Annotated in this window: 21 protein-coding genes and 1 pseudogene; 14 read left to right on the top strand and 8 right to left on the bottom strand. The window is 41.4% G+C overall.

What is annotated here, in order from left to right; translation table 11 throughout:
• Positions 1–7: 7 nt before the first annotated feature.
• Both ACFVS1_RS17480 and ACFVS1_RS17475 read right to left on the bottom strand, forming a co-directional pair.
• Entirely contained in the window at positions 8–382 is a 375-nt protein-coding gene (locus ACFVS1_RS17480) for an SET domain-containing protein (RefSeq protein ID WP_352927328.1), read from the bottom strand.
• Positions 383–442: 60 nt separating this feature from the next.
• A pseudogene (locus tag ACFVS1_RS17475) lies at positions 443–1,513 on the bottom strand (CotH kinase family protein); the annotation flags it as partial.
• A gap of 131 nt (positions 1,514–1,644) precedes the next feature.
• Between ACFVS1_RS17475 and ACFVS1_RS17470 the strand changes: the two are divergent.
• The 7 genes from ACFVS1_RS17470 (at position 1,645) to hxlB (ending at position 7,489) form a co-directional block, all read left to right on the top strand.
• Complete coding sequence (locus tag ACFVS1_RS17470; RefSeq protein ID WP_387549076.1) at positions 1,645–1,953, top strand: hypothetical protein; 309 nt, start codon at positions 1,645–1,647, stop codon at positions 1,951–1,953.
• Positions 1,954–2,196: 243 nt separating this feature from the next.
• The gene (locus tag ACFVS1_RS17465) at positions 2,197–3,231 is read left to right on the top strand and encodes a LacI family DNA-binding transcriptional regulator (RefSeq protein WP_387549074.1); all 1,035 of its coding nucleotides are present in this window, start codon (positions 2,197–2,199) and stop codon (positions 3,229–3,231) included.
• Between the two features lie 81 nt (positions 3,232–3,312).
• Positions 3,313–4,083, top strand: a complete 771-nt coding sequence (locus tag ACFVS1_RS17460; protein WP_387549072.1) for a sugar phosphate isomerase/epimerase family protein — start codon at positions 3,313–3,315, stop codon at positions 4,081–4,083.
• Entirely contained in the window at positions 4,070–5,026 is a 957-nt protein-coding gene (locus tag ACFVS1_RS17455) for a sugar kinase (RefSeq protein ID WP_387549070.1), read from the top strand. The genes ACFVS1_RS17460 and ACFVS1_RS17455 overlap by 14 nt, the downstream gene beginning before the upstream one ends.
• Positions 5,023–6,312, top strand: coding sequence for an MFS transporter (locus tag ACFVS1_RS17450; protein WP_387549068.1), 1,290 nt, complete (start codon positions 5,023–5,025; stop codon positions 6,310–6,312). Before ACFVS1_RS17455 ends, ACFVS1_RS17450 begins: the two co-directional genes overlap by 4 nt.
• Entirely contained in the window at positions 6,309–6,941 is a 633-nt protein-coding gene (gene hxlA / locus ACFVS1_RS17445) for a 3-hexulose-6-phosphate synthase (RefSeq protein WP_387549066.1), read from the top strand. Before ACFVS1_RS17450 ends, hxlA begins: the two co-directional genes overlap by 4 nt.
• Entirely contained in the window at positions 6,938–7,489 is a 552-nt protein-coding gene (gene hxlB / locus ACFVS1_RS17440) for a 6-phospho-3-hexuloisomerase (protein ID WP_387549064.1), read from the top strand. The genes hxlA and hxlB overlap by 4 nt, the downstream gene beginning before the upstream one ends.
• Before the next feature lie 144 nt (positions 7,490–7,633).
• Here the strand turns inward: hxlB and ACFVS1_RS17435 are convergent, their stop codons facing one another.
• Together ACFVS1_RS17435 and ACFVS1_RS17430 are read right to left on the bottom strand one after the other, a co-directional pair.
• Entirely contained in the window at positions 7,634–8,815 is a 1,182-nt protein-coding gene (locus ACFVS1_RS17435) for an NAD(P)/FAD-dependent oxidoreductase (protein WP_387549062.1), read from the bottom strand.
• Between the two features lie 38 nt (positions 8,816–8,853).
• A complete protein-coding gene (locus ACFVS1_RS17430; RefSeq protein ID WP_352927114.1) occupies positions 8,854–9,285 on the bottom strand; it encodes a helical membrane plugin domain-containing protein in 432 nt (143 codons plus the stop codon).
• Between the two features lie 327 nt (positions 9,286–9,612).
• Here ACFVS1_RS17430 and ACFVS1_RS17425 point away from each other — a divergent pair, with 327 nt between their 5' ends.
• Entirely contained in the window at positions 9,613–9,783 is a 171-nt protein-coding gene (locus ACFVS1_RS17425; protein WP_352927117.1) for a hypothetical protein, read from the top strand.
• A 459-nt stretch (positions 9,784–10,242) separates the two neighbouring features.
• Entirely contained in the window at positions 10,243–10,641 is a 399-nt protein-coding gene (locus ACFVS1_RS17420) for a hypothetical protein (RefSeq protein ID WP_387549059.1), read from the top strand.
• Between the two features lie 165 nt (positions 10,642–10,806).
• On the opposite strand, the gene ACFVS1_RS17415 is transcribed toward ACFVS1_RS17420, so the two are convergent.
• Positions 10,807–11,391 (bottom strand): DJ-1/PfpI family protein, encoded by a 585-nt coding sequence (locus ACFVS1_RS17415; protein WP_387549057.1) that lies wholly within the window; start codon positions 11,389–11,391, stop codon positions 10,807–10,809.
• 149 nt (positions 11,392–11,540) lie between these two features.
• On the opposite strand from ACFVS1_RS17415, the gene ACFVS1_RS17410 reads away from it, so the two are divergent.
• A complete protein-coding gene (locus ACFVS1_RS17410) occupies positions 11,541–11,972 on the top strand; it encodes an Lrp/AsnC family transcriptional regulator (protein ID WP_260356743.1) in 432 nt (143 codons plus the stop codon).
• A gap of 126 nt (positions 11,973–12,098) precedes the next feature.
• Positions 12,099–12,920, top strand: a complete 822-nt coding sequence (locus tag ACFVS1_RS17405) for an STAS domain-containing protein (RefSeq protein WP_352927126.1) — start codon at positions 12,099–12,101, stop codon at positions 12,918–12,920.
• Between the two features lie 280 nt (positions 12,921–13,200).
• On the opposite strand, the gene ACFVS1_RS17400 is transcribed toward ACFVS1_RS17405, so the two are convergent.
• Positions 13,201–13,725, bottom strand: a complete 525-nt coding sequence (locus tag ACFVS1_RS17400; RefSeq protein ID WP_387549054.1) for a GNAT family N-acetyltransferase — start codon at positions 13,723–13,725, stop codon at positions 13,201–13,203.
• 157 nt (positions 13,726–13,882) lie between these two features.
• Between ACFVS1_RS17400 and ACFVS1_RS17395 the strand changes: the two genes are divergently transcribed.
• On the top strand, positions 13,883–14,029 hold the full coding sequence (locus tag ACFVS1_RS17395; RefSeq protein WP_141994063.1) for a hypothetical protein: 147 nt from the start codon (positions 13,883–13,885) through the stop codon (positions 14,027–14,029).
• Between the two features lie 116 nt (positions 14,030–14,145).
• Entirely contained in the window at positions 14,146–15,111 is a 966-nt protein-coding gene (locus ACFVS1_RS17390; protein WP_387549421.1) for a quinone oxidoreductase family protein, read from the top strand.
• 408 nt (positions 15,112–15,519) lie between these two features.
• On the opposite strand, the gene ACFVS1_RS17385 is transcribed toward ACFVS1_RS17390, so the two are convergent.
• The gene (locus ACFVS1_RS17385) at positions 15,520–15,669 is read right to left on the bottom strand and encodes a hypothetical protein (RefSeq protein WP_352927134.1); all 150 of its coding nucleotides are present in this window, start codon (positions 15,667–15,669) and stop codon (positions 15,520–15,522) included.
• A 200-nt stretch (positions 15,670–15,869) separates the two neighbouring features.
• On the opposite strand from ACFVS1_RS17385, the gene ACFVS1_RS17380 reads away from it, so the two are divergent.
• A complete protein-coding gene (locus ACFVS1_RS17380) occupies positions 15,870–17,672 on the top strand; it encodes a hypothetical protein (RefSeq protein WP_387549051.1) in 1,803 nt (600 codons plus the stop codon).
• Between the two features lie 97 nt (positions 17,673–17,769).
• On the opposite strand, the gene ACFVS1_RS17375 is transcribed toward ACFVS1_RS17380, so the two are convergent.
• A complete protein-coding gene (locus ACFVS1_RS17375; protein WP_352927140.1) occupies positions 17,770–18,465 on the bottom strand; it encodes an FHA domain-containing protein in 696 nt (231 codons plus the stop codon).
• Between the last annotated feature and the right edge of the window lie 827 nt (positions 18,466–19,292).

Genomic DNA, 19,292 nt, shown 5'->3' with positions numbered 1-19,292 from the left:
TCATATCTTACTCGATGACATCGAACCATAAGGGAGATTTATCATCAATTTCACCGTTGTAATTGATCGTGATTTCCTCGCCAGCCTTTATGTCTTTATGTGCATAAAAGTCTATCGTTAAATCATCTAAATTATTATCATACGTCGCATTCGGAGTGTATGAATGATTGAATAGAGATCCATTTCCTAAGGCAATGGCAGTATCCTCGTCCCCCCAATAAAAACAGTGATAAAAGAGTGATGTTTTCTTTAAATATTTCCATTCGCTTTTCGGTGAAATGATGACAGGTGATGCCTCGATGAGTTCATCCTTTTTAATATCCCTTGTCGCATATATTCCCCTGCCATATTTCCCCGTATTTTTAATGCAGATTGGTGACACAGCCTCAATTGTTTTTTTCCATTTCTGCTTGGCTTTCAGTTTTGTATCATCCAGGTCAACAAGGTGCTTATTTAAGTAATCGCTTCGTTTGCGAATGAATTCGAAGATGAATTCAGGCTCTTTGTCGAATAGATCAACCTTATTCTTTTTATATGGATCAAGAAGGATGTGCGGGCGTATGCCCTGGTGCAGTGATAATACTTTATTTTCCATATGATCCACGGTGAATGTGGTTTCCATTGTTTCAACCAAGAGGTCTTTGTAGAACTTACGGTATTCCGGAACCCTCAAGAGCAGATTATTAAGGTGATTTGTCTGTTTTCCTCCGATAGGGACATATGTGTGCTCCATGATCCCGCCACTGACTTTGCGTCCCCAAGTGGCATCGTAATCCCAAGGAATGATTTCAAATAACTTCGTTTCACTATTGCGGTATAGTGCATAATTATGAGTAAAACCATCGTTATTCATGGTGCAGACGGCTCCCACCAGCCAGTGTAAGTATTTATGGATATCAAGATGCTGCGAGATTATTTCTGGAAATTTTGCAAGAGGGGTGGTATTGATTTTTTTGATCAATTCAATAAGGAATTCATCATCGTCAGGTTTACCAAACGCCTGTTTATAGCCTGACACAAGGGATTCTTTAGCTTTCCCATCCCTTTCCAATGAAAAGTTTGCATGATTGTTGACTGCATAATAAATGGGTCCTGCAGGAAGCCCTCTTTTTTCTAAAAAAAACTCATCGACAGAATCCAATTGTAAATAAACGCCTTTACAAGAGCCATTTCGGTATAAATTGATATGCTGGCTATTAGGGGAAAGAACTCCAAGGTCTTGGAAGAAATCGAGTGAGAGTTTATTGCGAATGAGGGAAGGATCTCTGTATTCGGCATTGAGATGGATTTTATGGGCGTCAAAGAATCTTTCTGGCTCGATGAAATCAATCGAATAGGATCTTTTCCGGAATTTACGGGTATAAGAGCCCCGATAGGCAATATCGATATCAAAAATGTCGTTTTCCACTTTCAAATAAGCGGGAATGGAATCATTACTCCATACGTCCGCACGTAAATCTTCTAAATCTTCTTCTTCTATCGTTAAGAAATAAGATGGAATATGATAAGACATACACTCACCTTCCTCTCTTCTATAAGCTGTTTTATGGCAATCCAAAACGATTTTAAGCAGGGCATTTTACGTTTGAAATTTCATCGGTAATGAATAAAAAATTCAACTTGATCAATCGGAGATTGATCAAGTTGAAGCATGAGAAGATTAACTATCTTCTTCTTTTTTTTCCACTTCCAGTTGATGTACTTGAAGTAGAAGTAGAAGTAGAAGTAGAAGTAGAAGTTGTAGTAGTAGAAGTTGTAGTGCTACCAGTAGATTTATGTCCAGTGGATTTATGTCCAGTGGATTTATGTCCAGTGGATTTACTGCTACTGTGGCTGCTACTGTGGCTGCTGCTGTGGCTGCTGCTGCTGCTGCTGCTGCTGCCAGATGAGCCGCCTTTTCCTTTTTTTCCTTTCGGCATAAAGACCCCTCCTTTAATAAGGTTAATTTTATGATATGCAGTATCGTACTTACTTGAGCGTCAGTTAATGACAAACGGGCTAAAAAAAAAACGGAGAGTGATTTCGGTGGGGGGGCTGATGTTAAGGGTTTTATAGAATGGATGAACGGACCGGAAGGAAAGCTCTTTTTCCTGATTTTAGCAGGGATATGAATAAAAAAGATTGACATTCATTGGTAATGTGTTAATATTTATAAAAAATGGAACCGGTTCCAAAATTCGCGAATGGATGAATGAAATGGTTAAACGAGAAAATTCAAAAGTTACAATTTACGATGTCGCTAGAGAAGCGGGGGTTTCCAAAACTTCTGTTTCCCGCTATTTAGGGGGGAGATATAATGAACTCTCTGACAAAACACGTAAGAAAATCGAGTTGGCAATCAACCAAATGGAGTACCGTCCAAACACCATGGCCAGAGGGCTCAAAAGCAATAAGAGTTATTTGATTGGAATCATCGTGGCGGACATCAACAATCCATATACGACGGCCATCCTTAGGGGGGCTGAAGATATATGCAGCCAAAATGGTTATAATCTGATGATTTGCAACTCGGATAATAACCCGGAGAAGGAAAGAGGATATTTCGATATGCTTCTATCCCATCGAATCGACGGGCTTATTATTCATACGACCGGTGGAAATCACGACATGTTAAAACAGATGCAAGACCAAAAGACACCGATCATTCTGCTGGATCGGAAAGTGCCCGATCTTGAAATTGATACGGTAGGATTGGATAATATCCAGGCGACTACACAAGCGGTCAATTATCTGGTTGGCCAAAATTATGAGAAAATTGCGTTTTTCAGCGAACCAGCAAGCAAGGTTAGCACGAGGTATGAACGGCGGCTATCCTTTCAGCAAACATTGATGAGCCACAGTCATCCAAGCTCAAAAGATGTGTATGAGGTAAATGTCGACGATTTACTTGATGTCGAGTCAAAGCTCCAGCATTTTTTAGATGATTCTGAAGGTGTATCACGTGTGATATTGACTGCAAATAGCGTGGTGTTATTAAAGTTAATTTTACTTTTACAAGAAAAGAAATTGGCGGTACCTAGAGATTTAGCGATGATGGGCTTTGATAATCCAGATTGGAGTGCCATTGTTTATTCGGGCATTACAACGATTGAACAGCCTACATACCAAATCGGGGTCGCCGCCATGGAAATGATCTTGCGCCGTATTAATGGACAAGTTTTCCCCGCCCAGACAATGGCGTATCAAGCGAAATTGAATGTAAGACAAACGACGCCTTATATACAGAAATAAGTCTTCTTAGCATGGAAGACTTTATTAATCACAAAAATGGTACCGGTACCTAGTGAGAACACATTCATTAGGAGGAATAATATGAAAGTCTTTGTATGCATGAATTCAATACCGATGGAAAGGGTTCAAACGCTCGGGCATCTTGAAATCATAAAAATGATTGCAAACGCTGGAGCAGATGGAATCGAAATCAGAAAAGAGCTATTGACCCCGGATGATTCGTTGAAAGAATTGGGTACCCTCTGCAGGGAGCTTAACTTGGACATTTATTATTCCGCTCCTGAATTCCTGATTGGATCTACCCTTCAAATGAATGAACAAGGCTTTAAGCAATTGGTAAGGGAAGCTGATGAACTCGGGGCAAAATTGTTAAAGCTGCCTCTCGGACACTACGACTTCACGGAAACGGATATGACTCAAGTGAATGAGGTCTTGGCGAGAAATCTGCAAAATGGTGAATTAAAGATCACGATCGAGAATGATCAAACGCTTGGCGGTGGAAACGTAAATACAATCGCTCATTTCCTGAGCCGTACCGAAAAGTTGGATATTCCGATAGAATTGACGTTTGATACGGGCAACTGGCTGTATACAGAAGAGGTACCATTGAAGGCGGCCCAAGAGTTAGCGAGATATGTAGCCTACATTCATTTGAAGCAAGTGAAGAGGGTGAAAGGGGAATGGGTGACAAAGCCGGTATCTATGCCGCTTCTGCCTGAGGTAATGGAGTTATTGGAAAGGTTTAGTGATACTTGTCCAGTGGCAATTGAATTCCCAGTAACCTTGGAAAATATAGAAACCTATATTTCACTTTTGAAAATGGAACAGGAGGTTAGCCATGAACGATCTTAAAGTATTGACGATGGGGGAGGCAATGGCGATGTTCATAGCGAATGAGACAGGGAGCCTTGAAGACTGCTTACGTTATGAACGTTATGTGGCAGGGGCAGAAACCAATGTAGCCATTGGCCTGTCAAGGTTAGGGATCAGAACGGCATGGATGAGCAAGGTGGGAGATGATTCATTCGGGCGCATGATTTTGAAAACGCTCACAAACGAAGGCGTGGATGTAGCTCATGTTTTAGTGGATGCGCTCAATCCAACAGGATTCCAGCTGAAATCGAAGGTCGAGAAAGGAGATCCGGTCGTTGAATACTTCAGGAAGAATTCAAGCGCCAGTAAGATTTCCCTGGAGGATTTTCCGCTGGAGCGGCTTCCTATAACTAAGCACCTTCATTTAACGGGGATACCTCCAGCCATTTCCAGCAGTTTCAGAGAGTTGTCGTGGCAAGTCTTGAATCATATGAAACAAATGGGTGTAACGGTATCATTCGATCCAAATCTACGTCCCTCCCTTTGGTCGAATGAAAGGGAGATGATCAGCGTCGTCAATCGGTTTGCAGAGGAGGCTGATTGGCTGCTTCCAGGAATACAGGAGGGTGAAATTCTTACGGGATACAGGAACAAAGAGGATATTGCCAGTTACTATCTCGAACGGGGGGTTAAGCTTGTGGTGATTAAACTCGGGGAAGAAGGTGCATATTTTGCGACAGAAAATGAAAGGAAAGAAGTTCCGGGTTTTGCTGTCACGAAAGTGGTCGATACGGTAGGAGCAGGAGATGGGTTTGCTGTCGGGGTAATCAGTGCATTATTGGAAGGTTCTTCATATGAAGATGCTGTTGTACGGGGAAATGCGATAGGAGCAAAAGCCGTGATGTCTTCTGGAGATCATGAGGGACTTCCTAATAGGGAAGAGCTAGAACACTTTATGAAAAAAGGAGTGCTTCAATCATGAAAACCTCTCAATTACAGGTTGCTTCAAGAAAAAGGTGGATGAGATTAATCCCCTTAGTGTTCATCACATACAGTCTTGCCTATCTCGACCGTGCCAACTATGGGTTTGGTGTAGCGGGAGGGATGGGGGAAGACCTTAACATCACAGCAGGTGTTTCTTCCTTTCTGGCTGCCCTGTTTTTCCTTGGTTATTTCTTTTTCCAAGTTCCTGGCGCACATTATGCAGAAAGGAAAAGTGCAAAGATTCTTATATTCTGGAGCTTGATTCTCTGGGGGGGGCTTGCTACTTTGACAGGTATGGCAACAAGTGTGGCATGGCTCTATCCAATTCGCTTCTTGCTTGGCGTAGTTGAAAGCGCTGTTATGCCTGCGATGCTCGTTTTCCTTAGCCATTGGTTCCTAAAAGAAGAACGTTCCCGGGCCAACACTTTTTTGATTCTGGGGAATCCTGTTACTGTACTATGGATGTCGATCCTTTCCGGTTACTTATTGAAGGCATTCGACTGGAGATGGCTGTTCATCATTGAAGGGCTCCCAGCTGTCCTGTGGGCGTTCATTTGGTATAAGGTCGTGAATGATCGTCCCAAAGATGCCAAATGGCTCACCGATCAAGAAAAGAAAGATATGGAATCTGTCCTTCAAGAGGAACAAAGAGCATTAAAACCTGTGAAAAATTACAGAGAAGCTTTTAAGTCAAAGCAAGTCATCTTGCTCAGCGTCCAATACTTCATGTGGAGCATTGGGGTATATGGATTTGTCATGTGGCTGCCGTCGATCATTAAGCAGGCGTCAAATATGGATATCGTGGCAACGGGCTGGCTTTCTTCCGGACCTTACTTGTTAGCGGTCATTTCGATGCTGGCATTATCCTATTTTTCGGATAAAACATTAAATCGGAAAACGTTCGTTTGGACATCGCTGCTTGTTGGGGCAATCGCATTCTTCGGCTCCTTCATGGTCGGTACATCGAATTTCTGGCTTTCATATGCGCTGTTGGTCATTGCTGGCGGTGCGATGTATGCCCCTTATGGACCTTTCTTTGCCATCATTCCAGAAATCCTTCCACGGAATGTGGCTGGTGGAGCAATGGCCCTGATTAATAGCATGGGGGCGCTTGGTTCATTTATAGGTGCCTATTTCGTCGGATATTTAAATGGATTGACTGGAGGGCCTGGCGCATCCTATGTTTTCATGGCGGGATCTTTATTGATTTCAGCGGTACTCACATTGATGGTTAAAAAGCCAGCGGTTACATCAGTCATGCAAGTGGAGTTGGTTTCGTCATGATAATCCAGCTGGCATTGGATCGAATGAAGATGGAAGAAGCCATTGAATTGGCCCGAACAGTTGAATCCTCGGTTGATTGGATTGAAGTGGGTACCTCCCTAATAAAAGAGTTCGGCATGAATAGCATTAAAGAAATAAGAAATCATTTTCCTAATAAAAAAATTGTTGCAGACATGAAGACGATGGACAATGCGGCTTACGAAATGGATATTTGCTTTCAAGGCGGGGCAAATGTAGCCACGGTGATGGGGGCTGCAACTGATGTAACCATCCAAAAATGCCTGGAAAAAGCACGTGAATACAAAGGGAGAATCATGATTGACTTATTGAATGTTTCCGATTCCCGGCTTGAACAATTACGGGTTTACAATCAGGCGATATTCTGTGAGCATGTAAGCAAGGATAGCCAGGAGAACACGGATCAAGTCATGATCAATATGAGAAATCATACTGGATACATGCGAGCGGCAGCAGGGGGGATCACTCTTTCATCGTTGCCTGAAATGATCAGGAAGGGCCCGGATGTCATTATAATTGGTTCGGCAATCACAAAAGCAAAAGATCCAGCAGAAGCTGCTCGTCTTTTTAAGGAAACGATGAATAGAGAGAAAGGTGTGAATGAAGTTTGAAAAAAGAAATCGCGGTTATTTTAGAGGAAGTGAACGGTGTATTTCATAAAATGGATGAAGGGGCAACGGACTTGCTCCTAAAGCATTTGCAGTCGGAGACGAGGATTTTCATTGTAGGTGAAGGAAGGTCGGGCTTCATGGCTAAAGCCTTTGCGATGCGATTGATGCATCTTGGTTTGAATGTTTATGTAGTCGGGGAAACGATTTCGCCTTCTATAGCAAAAGGCGATCTAATCATAGCCATCAGCGGGAGCGGCTCGACGAAGAGTGTGATTTCGGTTGCGGAAATAGGCAGGGAAAATGGATGCAGGGTGATTTCCATCACTACGAATGATCAATCCGATTTAGCGCATGTTTCTCATGAGATCTTGTTGATTCCGGCAGCAACGAAAAATCGCTTGGAACATGAAACGAAAAGCATCCAGCCGTTAAGCTCATTGTTTGATCAGTGCGTACATGTTTTGTGTGATGCAGTATGCTTGGATTATTCATTAACCCAGTCCATAAGCCACGAGCTGACTTATTCCAAGCATAGTAATGTAGAGTGAAATATAGGCGGGTTCTCTTCATTGAGTGCCCGCCTTTTTTTTTGCTTCATTAATCAAAAAAAGACCTTTATCCCAGTGAAAAACGGGAATAAAGGGCTTTTTCCGCGGACATGTCAATGCATACATGTCACATACTACAATAAATTAATAAGCCAAGCTGAATAGGGCTTTGATGTGTGATAGATAGCGAACATTACTTGCTTCTTTCATCAATGTAGCCGGAAGGCCTTTAAGGGACGTGTTATTGGCCCCAACCGTTGCCACCGCATCCTTACGGCCAAGGCTCGCAAGTGTACCTGAGTTTACAGGTGAGAATTCTTCAAGTTTCTTGCCTTCAAAGGCTGCATATAGGTTGTATCCAACAAGCTCACCCATTTGCCATGCGTTTTGGGCGGTTGGTGCGTAAGGACGGCCGCCTTCTGGAGGGAAAGCAAGGGCACTATCACCGACAACGAATACGTCATTATGTGATTTCGATTGCAGGTACTCATTAACGGCTGCTTTGCCACGATCGACTTCAAGTCCGGATTCGCCAACGATAGGAAGGGCTGCAACTCCGCCTGTCCAAACAAGGGTATTGGCTGTGATCGTTTGTCCATCTTTCAATTCGATTTGATTTCCTTTAACACCCGTTACAGGAAGGCCTGTCAAGAATTCAACGCCGCGTGCTTCCAAGCTTGTCATGGCACGTTCGATCAAGTGATCAGGCAGGACTGGAAGGATTTTTGGACCAGCTTCCACTAGCTTGATTTTCAAGTCCTTGAAATCTACTCCGAATTTTTTGGCGATTTTAGGGAAGTGATCCACAATTTCACCGATTAACTCGACGCCCGTCAATCCGCCGCCGCCGATTACGATGGTTGCGTCCGCTTCATTTTTAGTTTGTGCATATTCACGAATGCGATCTTCGATATGTTTGTAAATATGGTTTGCATCTTTTACGGATTTCAACACCATGCTGTTTTCTTCAAGTCCCGGAATGCCGAAGAATCCTGTTTGGCTTCCCAAAGCAACAACCAGGGCATCATAAGATAAAGTGGAACCATTGGCAAGTTTCACTTCTTTGTTATCGACTGAGAAAGACTCCACTTTGGAAATGACAAGGTCGATATCTTTTCCTTTGAAAAGCTTTTCCAACGGAATGGAAACGGCTTGTTCGGAAATGGATCCGCCTGCAAGACGGTGCAATTCGGTGATGATTTGGTGAGTTGGAAATTGGTTCACCACGGTAACCTGCACTTCATCTCTTTTGTAATATTCACGTACGGATAAGGCAGATAGCAATCCAGCGTAACCCGCACCTAAGATGACGATTTGTTTTGACATAGTTAATCCCCCGTCCTTACTGATTGAAATTTATCAAATTATTTTTCGTTTTTACGTTCTGAAGAGACTTCAAGAAAAGCTTGGGCGAAACGGAAAAGCTTTTGTGCTTGCGGGTCTTTCATCATTCTTAACAGACCAAAAAGACCGATTACGTCAGTATTCTCTTCAGCACGATCCTTAGCTTCGATGGCATTAGCCGCAAGCCCTTTCACTGAATGGACTACAGGTGTCGCGATTTCCGAAATGGCACTGACCGTATCATTTTTCAAGACATCGTCAGTCGCAACCGATTGAGCGAAATCATATGACTTTGTTAAAATATTCACTAACTCAGTCAGTTTTGGTAACTGCTCAACTAAAGTGTTCAATGATTCCTGAACCTCAGGCTTTAATAATTGGTCCAGTACATCTAATTGTTTTTGGCGGGCATTAAGTTGTTCAGTTTGTGATTGGGTAATCGTTTCTGACATATCCAATTCTCCTTTGCAATAAGCATTTTGTAGATGTAAATAGAAAAACTTGTAAAATATTACACAATGTGTGACAAGAAAAAATACTAACAAAAATGTAATAAATGCTATCCTATAGTATATCCCTTTAGTGGCTTGAAAACAGCTGATTTTTTAAAAAAGATTCATAAAATAATCTTTTCCTGCTTATTTGAAGTACAGATCCCAACGTAGTATTCCATTATTTACCTAAAGTGAAATGTAAGAGGGTGTCTAACATCGACATCGAAGCCTGTCATACATATTTCCATCTTGATTTGCCATCCTAAATGATGGAGGTGAAAAAATGTGACTGATTCAGAATCTAAACTTACAGAAGAGAATAATGATAATAAGCTTCATAAACTGGTTGGCAGTATGGATTATACCAAAGCACAACTATCAGAAGGTATGAATGGAATTTCTGAAGTTTACCTCAAAAACAGTGAGGAAGGCACATCGGAAACACCTGATAAATAATATGATTGTGTAAGCATAGCGAAACAGTTATGCTTACTTATTTTTGTAATAAATCCCACTCTTAATTCTCAAACTATAGTTATTTAAATATTCCAAAAATACCTTGACTTTATCATGAATTGACGTAAGATAAAGTATATAGCCATGGTGTAAACAGGTAGTTTTTTCTAGAAATTCTACTCTGACATCGCCTAAAATGAACTCGGTGACTTAAAAGATGAATCTATAAATAACTGACGAATCTAATAGACTTCGCCGTCCAGCGAAGCTAAACCTAGATCAAAAACCAGTTATATCAATTATTTCTTATTGATATGACTGGTTTTTTTTATTTCATCATCATCTTGTTCCGTTTTTGGCCTAAGAATATCCAGCGGCTGGCTGAATCCGGGCAAGGAAGACGAACGATATTTAGGTGCGATTTTCTCAAATGTAAAAGTGCAGCAAGGAGATTCCTTTGTGCGTCCATCCGCTGGGGGCGGGGGACTGGGAGATCCGCTTGAAAGAAGTCCCGAAGCTGTTTTGGAAGATGTTATCGATGAGTATGTTTCAATTGAGCGAGCTAAAAAAGATTATGGAGTCGTGATCAAGGAAATCGATAAAGATCTCGATTTATTCGAAATAGATCTGGAAGCAACGAAACAAGCTAGGTCTTATATCAGAAACAACCGCAAACAATGGCTTGAGGAAAACATACAAAGCGTGGAAGATAAATTCGCCAAGGGCGAGCTGGATAGTCTCGATGTCATTCGCCGGTATGGTGTCATCATCGATTATGCAACGAATAAAGTACTGCCAGAATCAACAAAACAGTTCCGTGAATCCATGAAAACCCGTTCATTAGCATATTGGAAGTAACGTGAAAACCATTAGGAACCTTAGACTGCAGACGAACTCGTAGAAAACGAGTTTGCCTGCAGTATTTTCCTTTAAAAGGGTTCAGTTGATATCAGAAATCCGCTCCCTTTCCGCCGTTTGCCTGCGGAAATTAACATCGAATTTGTATAGGTTCCAAAGACATTCTTAATGGAAACCCATCAATTCCTTCACATGTTTACAATTATCTTTTGAAGTGAGCATTTCCAAGAGCGTAAAGGCAACATCGAATGCTGTGGAAGGGTTGTAGGATGTAATGATATTGTCCGTGACGACAATCGGTTCATTCACCACAATCGCACCAAAATCTTTTAGTTGGCCCTGTCTCTTACTGGTTGGATGGTTGTACGTAGTGGCCTTTCTTCCGTTCAAAATCCCGCTTTTTCCTAGTGGGAGAGAACCTACACAGATAGTTGCTATGATTTTATTCTTATTATGAAAATAATTGATTACATCAAGAAACCTTTGATCATAGGTATCCTCATAGAAACCGGCTTCTTCAAAACCTCCTGGAATGGCCAGAGCATCGAAGTCATCAAGGTTAACTTCATCGATGGTCAGTTCGGGCTTCACGATGAAATTCCATGTGCATTTCAATTGTTCATGTAGTCCAACGGTAACCAAATCAGTGGTACCATCACCCTCTAATTTATTCCAGCCCAATACATCTGTAAACACACTTGCTTCAACCGCTTCGAATCCATTGGATAGCAGCAGCAATACTTTTTTCATAGTGGCATCCCCCTTATATGTATTATGTTTATTATATAAAAAGCAAAATCCCTCATACATACGATTAATTACGTAATCATTCCTTTTATATTTATTTTATAATGTATTTAAAAGGAATCAGTTAATAATAAAAAGTAGGGGGGATTGAATTGGATCGGACGGATAAAAAAATACTTTCCTTACTGGAGAATAATGGTCGCATGTCCATGAAGGAACTGGCACATGAAGTTTCCTTAACGGCTCCAGCAACGAAAGAACGTGTGAATAAATTAGAGGAAAGCGGAGTGATAAAAGGTTATAAAACGGAAATATCCCTTGAAAAACTTGATAGAAGCATAACGGCATTCATATTATTCGAAACGGATCGATGCAAAGACTTTTATCAATTCAGCTTGAACCATCCGGAAGTTCTGGAATGTCACCGGTTAGCCGGTCAATACAGTTATCTTGTTAAAATAAGTACATTTTCCATGGAAACGCTGGAAGACTTCGTCGATGAAGCCATTAAATATGGGAAATCGTCCACCCATCTGATTTTCTCTTCCGCATCGAAAAATGTTTTTTCAGGAGATGAAATCTAACCGGCTTTACCCCACTTACTTGCCAACTTTTAATATATGACCAATTTGCAGGAAAAAACTCCACCAATATAGAAAGTAAATAGTAACAAAAATCACAGGTGGATATTCAAAAAGGGAGTGGAGAGAGTGAGTTTTGTTTATGAGGAAGATAAAATAATGGAATTCCTTTTGCAGAATAAAAGTGAGTTTGAAGAATATCTTTTATCAGCAGCGGTCAATGTCAGGGATAAAATCGAAGAAATTTTACTGATTGGAAATGTCGACCTTTTGAATAATGCACATAAGCTCATTCGATATATAGTGGAACATAATGAAACGGATATGATTGCCTTTGCCGAAAAAGAGGGAGCAACTTGGGCAACCCACTCCTTGACGCTTTCATTTAAGCTGGAATGGATTCAAGCCCTTCGCAGAACGCTTTGGACCTTTCTTTATAAGTTTGAACAAGATAAGAAAGCGTTTATTGAGGATTCCAAGGTCTTTTTTGAATTAGAGAAAAAAGTGAATGAAAGTGTTGATGTTTTTCTTAAATCCTTTTTTGTCAGTTACTCCGATTATAAAGACAAATTGATTCTCGCTCAGCAAAACTTGGTGGAAAATCTATCCGTTCCTATCATTCCCGTCACTTCCACCACCTGTGTCCTACCGTTAATCGGGACAATCGATTATTCACGAATACAGATAATTGAAGAAAAGGTATTGATGGAGATAGGTAAACTGCGGATACAGACCTTGATCTTGGATATGTCCGGTATCATCGAAATGGAAGTAGAAATGATCACTGATTTGATGAAAATCCTCGATGGAACGGCAATGATGGGGTGTAAAGCTGTAGTGACTGGGTTACGGCCAGAGGTTGTTACGAAAATGATCCGTTCTGGGATTCAGCTCGATAATAAAGCAGAAACAAAGGGTACACTGCAGCAGGCTTTGAAGGACTATCTCTAAATCGTGAAGTGAGAGTCGCCATGTTTTGGTGACTTTTTTTTGTAGGCAATTTGGAATATTTAGGTAATTTTTTTACTGTTTTATCACATTCTAATAAGTAAATGGAATGGGGAACAGATGCTCCGAAAAGAATGGAATCTAAGTTCCAGCCGGATTTCGAAAATCCCCACCCTTTCGCCGACTGCCGACAAGCCTCATCAAAGCAAGCATTATGCGGGGGCTCGGCCAGGCAGTTATCGGAAGGGATTTTTCAAATTTCTTCAATGGAGGTTTTTTTGTTTCACTTCAGCAATGAATACACGTATGTATCATGAGGGATACCGTTTTGGTAAATATAACTCCTTAATATTCCTTCCTGGATGAAGCCCAGCTTAAGCAAGAGCTCACTTGATGGCTGGTTTTCCAGAAAAACGACCGCGCCGATGCGGCTTAAATCAAAGTCGTTGAAACCGTAGGAGATAATTTCTTTAAGAGCTTCTGACGCAAATCCTTTACGCCAATGTGCTGGATGGATCTCATAACCGATTTCCGCCCGTCTGTATTTGGGACTGTGGGCATGAAAACCGATGGTACCAATCAATTCCTGTGTGTCCTTTCTTTCAATTCCCCATCGAATAGCTCTTTTTTCAAGATAATTTTTCTCAAAAGACGCTATGATGTCTTTCGCCTGTTCGACATTTTCCAATGAATCCTGCCCATAAAAGCGGGTGACTTCATCTTTTGATAAGCATTGGAAAATAGCTTCCGCATCACTTTCACGAATTTCCCGAAAGCGTAACCTTTCCGTGTTCAATACAGGAAACATGTTTTTCCCTCCTCATATATCAGTTTTACATCTATTCGGTCTCCGCGATGGTTTTTCCTTTATTATGAAGCGCCTATTTTGCCGGTATTTTCGGTGGTAATCGGACAAGCTAACAATAGTTCAACATAAATAGCTTTGAATGAAGGGGAGATAGATCATGGGAAAAAAACATCGTAACCGTACCGGTTCACCGAAAAAGAATAATCATATTCCGAAAGCGGACATCATTGCAGAACATGAAGCACACGGTAAGGAATATTCTGCGAATAAACGAAAGAACGGCCCTGGTTCCAATACAGATTGAGTAAACTTAGTGACCGCTCTTGCCTTTAAGGGAGGGTGGTTATTTGTTTTTCTTGCCAGCAAAGGGTTCATCCGATATCTTAAAGAATGAAGAAGCATTGAAAGGGAGTTAGGATGATGAAAGCACTTGTCTTTGATGGTTTCGGCGGGCCGGAAGTTCTGTCTGTGAGGGAAATTGCAGAACCAGAACATTCAAGATCAGCCGTGATCGTTCGAATGAAAGCAATCGGATTGAATTTTGCTGATGTATATAGAAGGAAAGGGAATTATCATTTGGTGGGTGATCCCCCATTCATTCTAGGGTATGAGGGGGCAGGGGTCATCGAATATGTTGGGGAAGATGTCCATCATGTGAAAGTCGGTGATCGTGTCGGGTTCGCTGATGTTCCCCATGCTAATGCGGAGCTGGTTTCAGTTCCAGCTGATAAACTGTTACCGCTGCCTGAGGGCATTTCCTTTGAAACGGCCGCATCCGTTTTACTTCAAGGATTGACTGCCCAATATTTAACCCATGACAGTCATCAAGTTAAAGCAGGTGAAACCATTCTGGTCCATGCCGCTGCTGGTGGAGTCGGTCAATTACTGACACAGATGATCAAGATGAAGGGCGGTCAGGTCATTGGCTTGACCTCATCAAATGATAAAGCGGCTGTTGCTAAACAAATGGGTGCGGCTCATGTTTTCCTTTACGGATCGGACTGGGTGGATTCCATTATGGATGTAACCGGCGGTAAAGGCGTTGATGTCGTTTATGAATCAGTGGGACAAACCTTGATGGATAGCTTCAGTGCAACCAAGACTGGAGGAACTGTTGTATTTTTTGGGATGGCAGGCGGTGATCCTGAGAAAATCGATCCAAGAATGCTAATGGATACATCGAAAGCATTAATAGGTGGAGACCTTTGGAACGTCCTGACCACCCATGAAGAACGGACAAGAAGAACTGCAGAGCTGTTCCAATGGATTATGTCGGGGGAAATCCTCATCAAAGAACCGACTCTTTTCTCGTTGGAAAATGGAGCGGATGCGCATAGACTTCTTGAAAGCCGGAAGAGTTCGGGGAAAATATTATTAATACCATAACAGGTCATAGGGCTTTCCATTCTAAATGGAGGCCCATTTCTTTTACCGTATAGCGGCCTATCACATTCAATACCGTATTCATACTGATATATAGACCCATCCTAAGACGCTTAGAATAACTCCTGATAAATATCCTTGCCCTTACAGGGGGTATGGTCTGCTGTCAAAACAACTTAATGACCAAGTTAACTTATCCACAAGATCCATATGAAACACACCAATTCAGAGGAGAAATCAATGGGCCAATCACCAACAATCGTCATTCTTCAATTCACAGGCTTTCGTTACAAGCTAAAAAAGAGAACCGGATTCGTTCTCTTGGATAACATATAATAGACGGGTTAGGTAATGAAGAGACAAACACTTTTTTAATGATCCTTGTGGTGCGGTAAATTTATTGACGATCCCTTAAGTCGTTCCGACTCCTCGGGCCATATAAGAAAGCGGGATCTGGATGACCCCTCCAAGATCACTGTTTAGCAAGGCATACAAACACGTATCGAATTCAGTGGAAGATACATTCCATAATAGGTATTGGTAGGTTTCTTCATAAATCATAGGCTTCGTCCCCTTTGGCATCCATCCTTTTCTAGATTCTATATAAACATTAAATCGGTAAAAGTAGCATCGTTGGTGTAAATTGTATTGGTAGTTTTTAAACGTTATTTCGATATATTTTAAAAATAGTAAATTGGTTGTACAAAAGTGATAAAATGGGTAAATGGGAACATACATGACAAGGAGAGATTTTTTAAACCATGATACTTTCACTACTCGGTTTCATCTTAAAAGGAATGTTAATGAAAATACCATTTGCCATACTGGGACTTTCCTTGATTCCGCAGAGATGGATAAACGCCATCACCAAAAAGGATATACCTTTTTTCATTGAACAAGTTCTGAGACTTTTAGTTTCTGCTGCCGTATTGTTTTTCGTTATCGATATCATGCTGCTGGATCTTACTGCCGCTGCATTTTTTTCGTGTTTTGCCATTATTCTAGGGCTCATTCTCATCATTGATTCAAGAATGTATATGTACAGTGCCAGTGAATCTTCAAGTAACCGACGGAATCGGAGGGGAAATGAAGCGGCAAAGCAGCCAAAAACACCTTGGAACGTACATTTCAACAGTTTGATTGGAGTCGTTTTGATATTAGCATGGGTCATCATGCTGTTTTACCCCTTCACTTTTGCCGCTGATCTGCATGGATTGGCGAAAGTCGATAAGAAAAAAGAGCTGGAAGAAGTTCAAGATATAAAAACCATGCCGCTTGTTACAGTGAAAATGGCTGACGCAAAAGGCGATGCAGCGATTAATAAAATAGAAAATGCATCATATTTCACTGAGGGCGAATACCGTCTAACCAATATCAATGATGAATTGGCTTATACTTCACCCATTGAAATGGATGGGTTTTTGAAAGCCGGGAAAGCGGAATACACGCCAGGTTATAATCTGATTTCCGCCGTATCGACGGATAAAGGGGCAAGTACTGTCAAAGGGAAGATGCTTTATGCTCCCTCACAGTACCTCGAACATGATTTGGAAAGAACCATCCGCAAGGCATATCCGAATAAAATCATCCATGATTCATATTTGGAACCGAACGAAGATGGAAAGCCTTTCTTCGTAGCTTCAGTCGGACATTATTTAAAATACCGCAGCGGTCCCGTAGTGGACGGGGTGGTATTGGTGAATCCGGAAACGGGGGACACGAACTACTATCCAAAAGGAAAAGAGCCTAAATGGGTAGATCGGACATTCACATTGGAAACAGCCCTGGAATATTGGACCTACTGGGGGAAATATGTGCACGGGTGGAAAAACCAGTCCTTGATTGGGCCGAAGAAAGATGTCCTGATTCCTAATGAGGATAATATGCAAGTTACGTTTAACGAAAAAGGCGAATTGATTTATGTAGTGGACTTTACCCGGGCTAAATCTAAAGGCAACTCCAAAACCCTTGTAGGTTACGGTGTTTTCAATGCCAAAACCGGTGAAATGACCTACTATAAAGGCGTTACGTCCGTTCTGACTGGAAAGGAGGCAAAATCCAACGCCAATGCGAGTGAGTTTTTGTCTAAATATCCAGGCTGGAAAGCCACTAATGGAATTTTCTATACGATTTACGGTGCTCCCACTTATGTCATTCCGGTTACAAAGGGCAGCAAGTTCCAAGGTGTGGCGATCGTGTACGCCAATAGCGATAATCCCCAAGTGGTCTTTGGGAAAACGAAAGACGAAGCTTTCCGCAATTATAAAAAACTGATTGCCTCTTTAGGGAAAGTCAGCGGTGTGACGCCCCAAAAAGGCTTTGAGATGAAAGAAATAAAGGGGAAGGTACTAAGGATCAATGATGCGAATCTCTCAAATGGATACGTATTCCATTTGATCGTCGAAGGCAATGCCAAGCGGTTCTCGGTGGACCCTGGTGTCAATGCTCTATCAGATATTGTGTTGACGAATGTAGGAGACCGGGTTGTGCTAAAGGTGATGGATATGGAAGAAGACATCGTTCCAGTCGATGAATTCACTAATCTGGATTTGCCAAAGAAATGATAATGGACCGTGGACATATACACTTTCCATCTCCAAAATAAGCATGAAAAAAAGCATTGTTATCCACAATGCTTTTTTTCATGCTTTCGAATGATTGTCATGATAAGTCCGATAAATTGAATGAATGGATGGATTCCATATAATATCCCTTTTGAATGACGGCTTTTATGGCAAAGTGCCCATTTAACCGTTTCCGCACCCGGTACAGAAGTGAAGCGATTTCCTCTGCCGTCACAATTTGCTCGGGATCTCCGACTCTTTCTGGCCAGACTTGCTGGACAATTTCTTCCTTTGAAATAAGATTGTCCAAATTTTCATATAGCAGCTTAAAGCAATTGAATTCCTTGGTCGGCATTTTAATAGGAGCTTCTTCATTGATGATCACGGTCTGAAGGTGCTCATTGATAGCGACGGTTTGCAGGGATTCGGGGTTCACCGGCGTGAAATCCATTGTTAAATCGTTGTCGATGGAGATTATGAATTCAATCAATCCATTAACCAAAGCAATCAAATCCCCCGGTTCAATGTGACATGGATTGCCCGGTACGAGCGGGATCTGGTTCACCGAGGTGCCGTGTTTACTTGCCAAATCCTCAATAAGGAGCTGCCCTTCCTCCATATAAATCCGGCAATGTTCCCTGGAAACAAAGTCATTGTAAAGCCTGAAATCAGCTTTGGAGTGCTGACTTGCTCGGCCGATCAGCAGGCTTTTCCCTTCATATACATAGGCGAATTCCTCGGTTTGTCCTTTGTGCATGGTTTTCAATACAACCTTGAAAGTTTTATAGATCATTCACTTCATACCCCTTAAAAAATCTGAAAATTTAAATTATTTTCATGAATTTATCATTTTGGCTACATGGCTGTTTAGTGGGTTCAATTTTATAATTATAAATTATCAGTCGCTTACTTACTAACGAAAAATGAAAAAAATCCAAATTAGGCACAAAGCCATTATAACAAAGAGGATCGAAGGATGAAGAAGAAACTCTATTTTTGCTGATGTACGCTTTGACTGTGGGAGAAGTGCTTTCTCAAAGCCGGCCAAGCAGCACCGGAAGAAGTTTGCGATGAAAATGTACCTTACGCTTGTGGAAAAGGAGTTGACCAAAGGTGAGTATGTGGAGAGATAGGATAAATGCCTTCAGCATCCTGCTGATGATCATCAGTATGATCGTATATATTATTTTTCCCCAGCCCTTTACCCTCATTCTGTACTGTATATTTGGCATTGCCTTTATCAGCCTGACTTTACTGAATTAACACTAGGTTTGAATGGAAGAGGGCTTCGGGAGACAAAGTGGGAAGGAAGAAGACAGGAAAAAGGTGGGGAGGCATTCTGAAAACATGAATCCTCCACACGATTAGCAAGTCTTTCTTTGGGAAGATAATAATTGAGAATGTAAAAATCCAACCAAGGCCTGCCGCATCATCGGTGGGTTTTTTTGTTTAGAATTAAGCGTAGTGAACCGTATCACTTGTAATGGTAAAATTGAAAATGAAAATTACCATTAGTACCAATGACTAGAATAAAATCAGAGATTATAGTATTGGGTACTTTGTATACTGTTGTGATAAAGTATTGTACTTAAGAAAATAAAAGTTCAACAAAGATAGACT

This window comes from Peribacillus sp. NPDC058075, from assembly GCF_042885195.1.
In the GTDB taxonomy this organism is placed as follows: domain Bacteria; phylum Bacillota; class Bacilli; order Bacillales; family DSM-1321; genus Peribacillus.
This window is presented reverse-complemented; position numbering and strand designations above follow the sequence as displayed.

What these genes read in the sequence shown, in the direction of transcription:
- ACFVS1_RS17465 (WP_387549074.1), top strand. Translation starts at nt 2,197, where the DNA reads ATGGTTAAACGAGAAAATTCAAAAGTTACAATTTACGATGTCGCTAGA.
- ACFVS1_RS17460 (WP_387549072.1), top strand. Translation starts at nt 3,313, where the DNA reads ATGAAAGTCTTTGTATGCATGAATTCAATACCGATGGAAAGGGTTCAA.
- ACFVS1_RS17455 (WP_387549070.1), top strand. Translation starts at nt 4,070, where the DNA reads ATGAACGATCTTAAAGTATTGACGATGGGGGAGGCAATGGCGATGTTC.
- ACFVS1_RS17450 (WP_387549068.1), top strand. Translation starts at nt 5,023, where the DNA reads ATGAAAACCTCTCAATTACAGGTTGCTTCAAGAAAAAGGTGGATGAGA.
- hxlA (WP_387549066.1), top strand. Translation starts at nt 6,309, where the DNA reads ATGATAATCCAGCTGGCATTGGATCGAATGAAGATGGAAGAAGCCATT.
- ACFVS1_RS17435 (WP_387549062.1), bottom strand. Translation starts at nt 8,815, where the DNA reads ATGTCAAAACAAATCGTCATCTTAGGTGCGGGTTACGCTGGATTGCTA.
- ACFVS1_RS17430 (WP_352927114.1), bottom strand. Translation starts at nt 9,285, where the DNA reads ATGTCAGAAACGATTACCCAATCACAAACTGAACAACTTAATGCCCGC.
- ACFVS1_RS17415 (WP_387549057.1), bottom strand. Translation starts at nt 11,391, where the DNA reads ATGAAAAAAGTATTGCTGCTGCTATCCAATGGATTCGAAGCGGTTGAA.
- ACFVS1_RS17400 (WP_387549054.1), bottom strand. Translation starts at nt 13,725, where the DNA reads ATGTTTCCTGTATTGAACACGGAAAGGTTACGCTTTCGGGAAATTCGT.
- ACFVS1_RS17395 (WP_141994063.1), top strand. Translation starts at nt 13,883, where the DNA reads ATGGGAAAAAAACATCGTAACCGTACCGGTTCACCGAAAAAGAATAAT.
- ACFVS1_RS17390 (WP_387549421.1), top strand. Translation starts at nt 14,146, where the DNA reads ATGAAAGCACTTGTCTTTGATGGTTTCGGCGGGCCGGAAGTTCTGTCT.
- ACFVS1_RS17385 (WP_352927134.1), bottom strand. Translation starts at nt 15,669, where the DNA reads ATGATTTATGAAGAAACCTACCAATACCTATTATGGAATGTATCTTCC.
- ACFVS1_RS17380 (WP_387549051.1), top strand. Translation starts at nt 15,870, where the DNA reads ATGATACTTTCACTACTCGGTTTCATCTTAAAAGGAATGTTAATGAAA.
- ACFVS1_RS17375 (WP_352927140.1), bottom strand. Translation starts at nt 18,465, where the DNA reads ATGATCTATAAAACTTTCAAGGTTGTATTGAAAACCATGCACAAAGGA.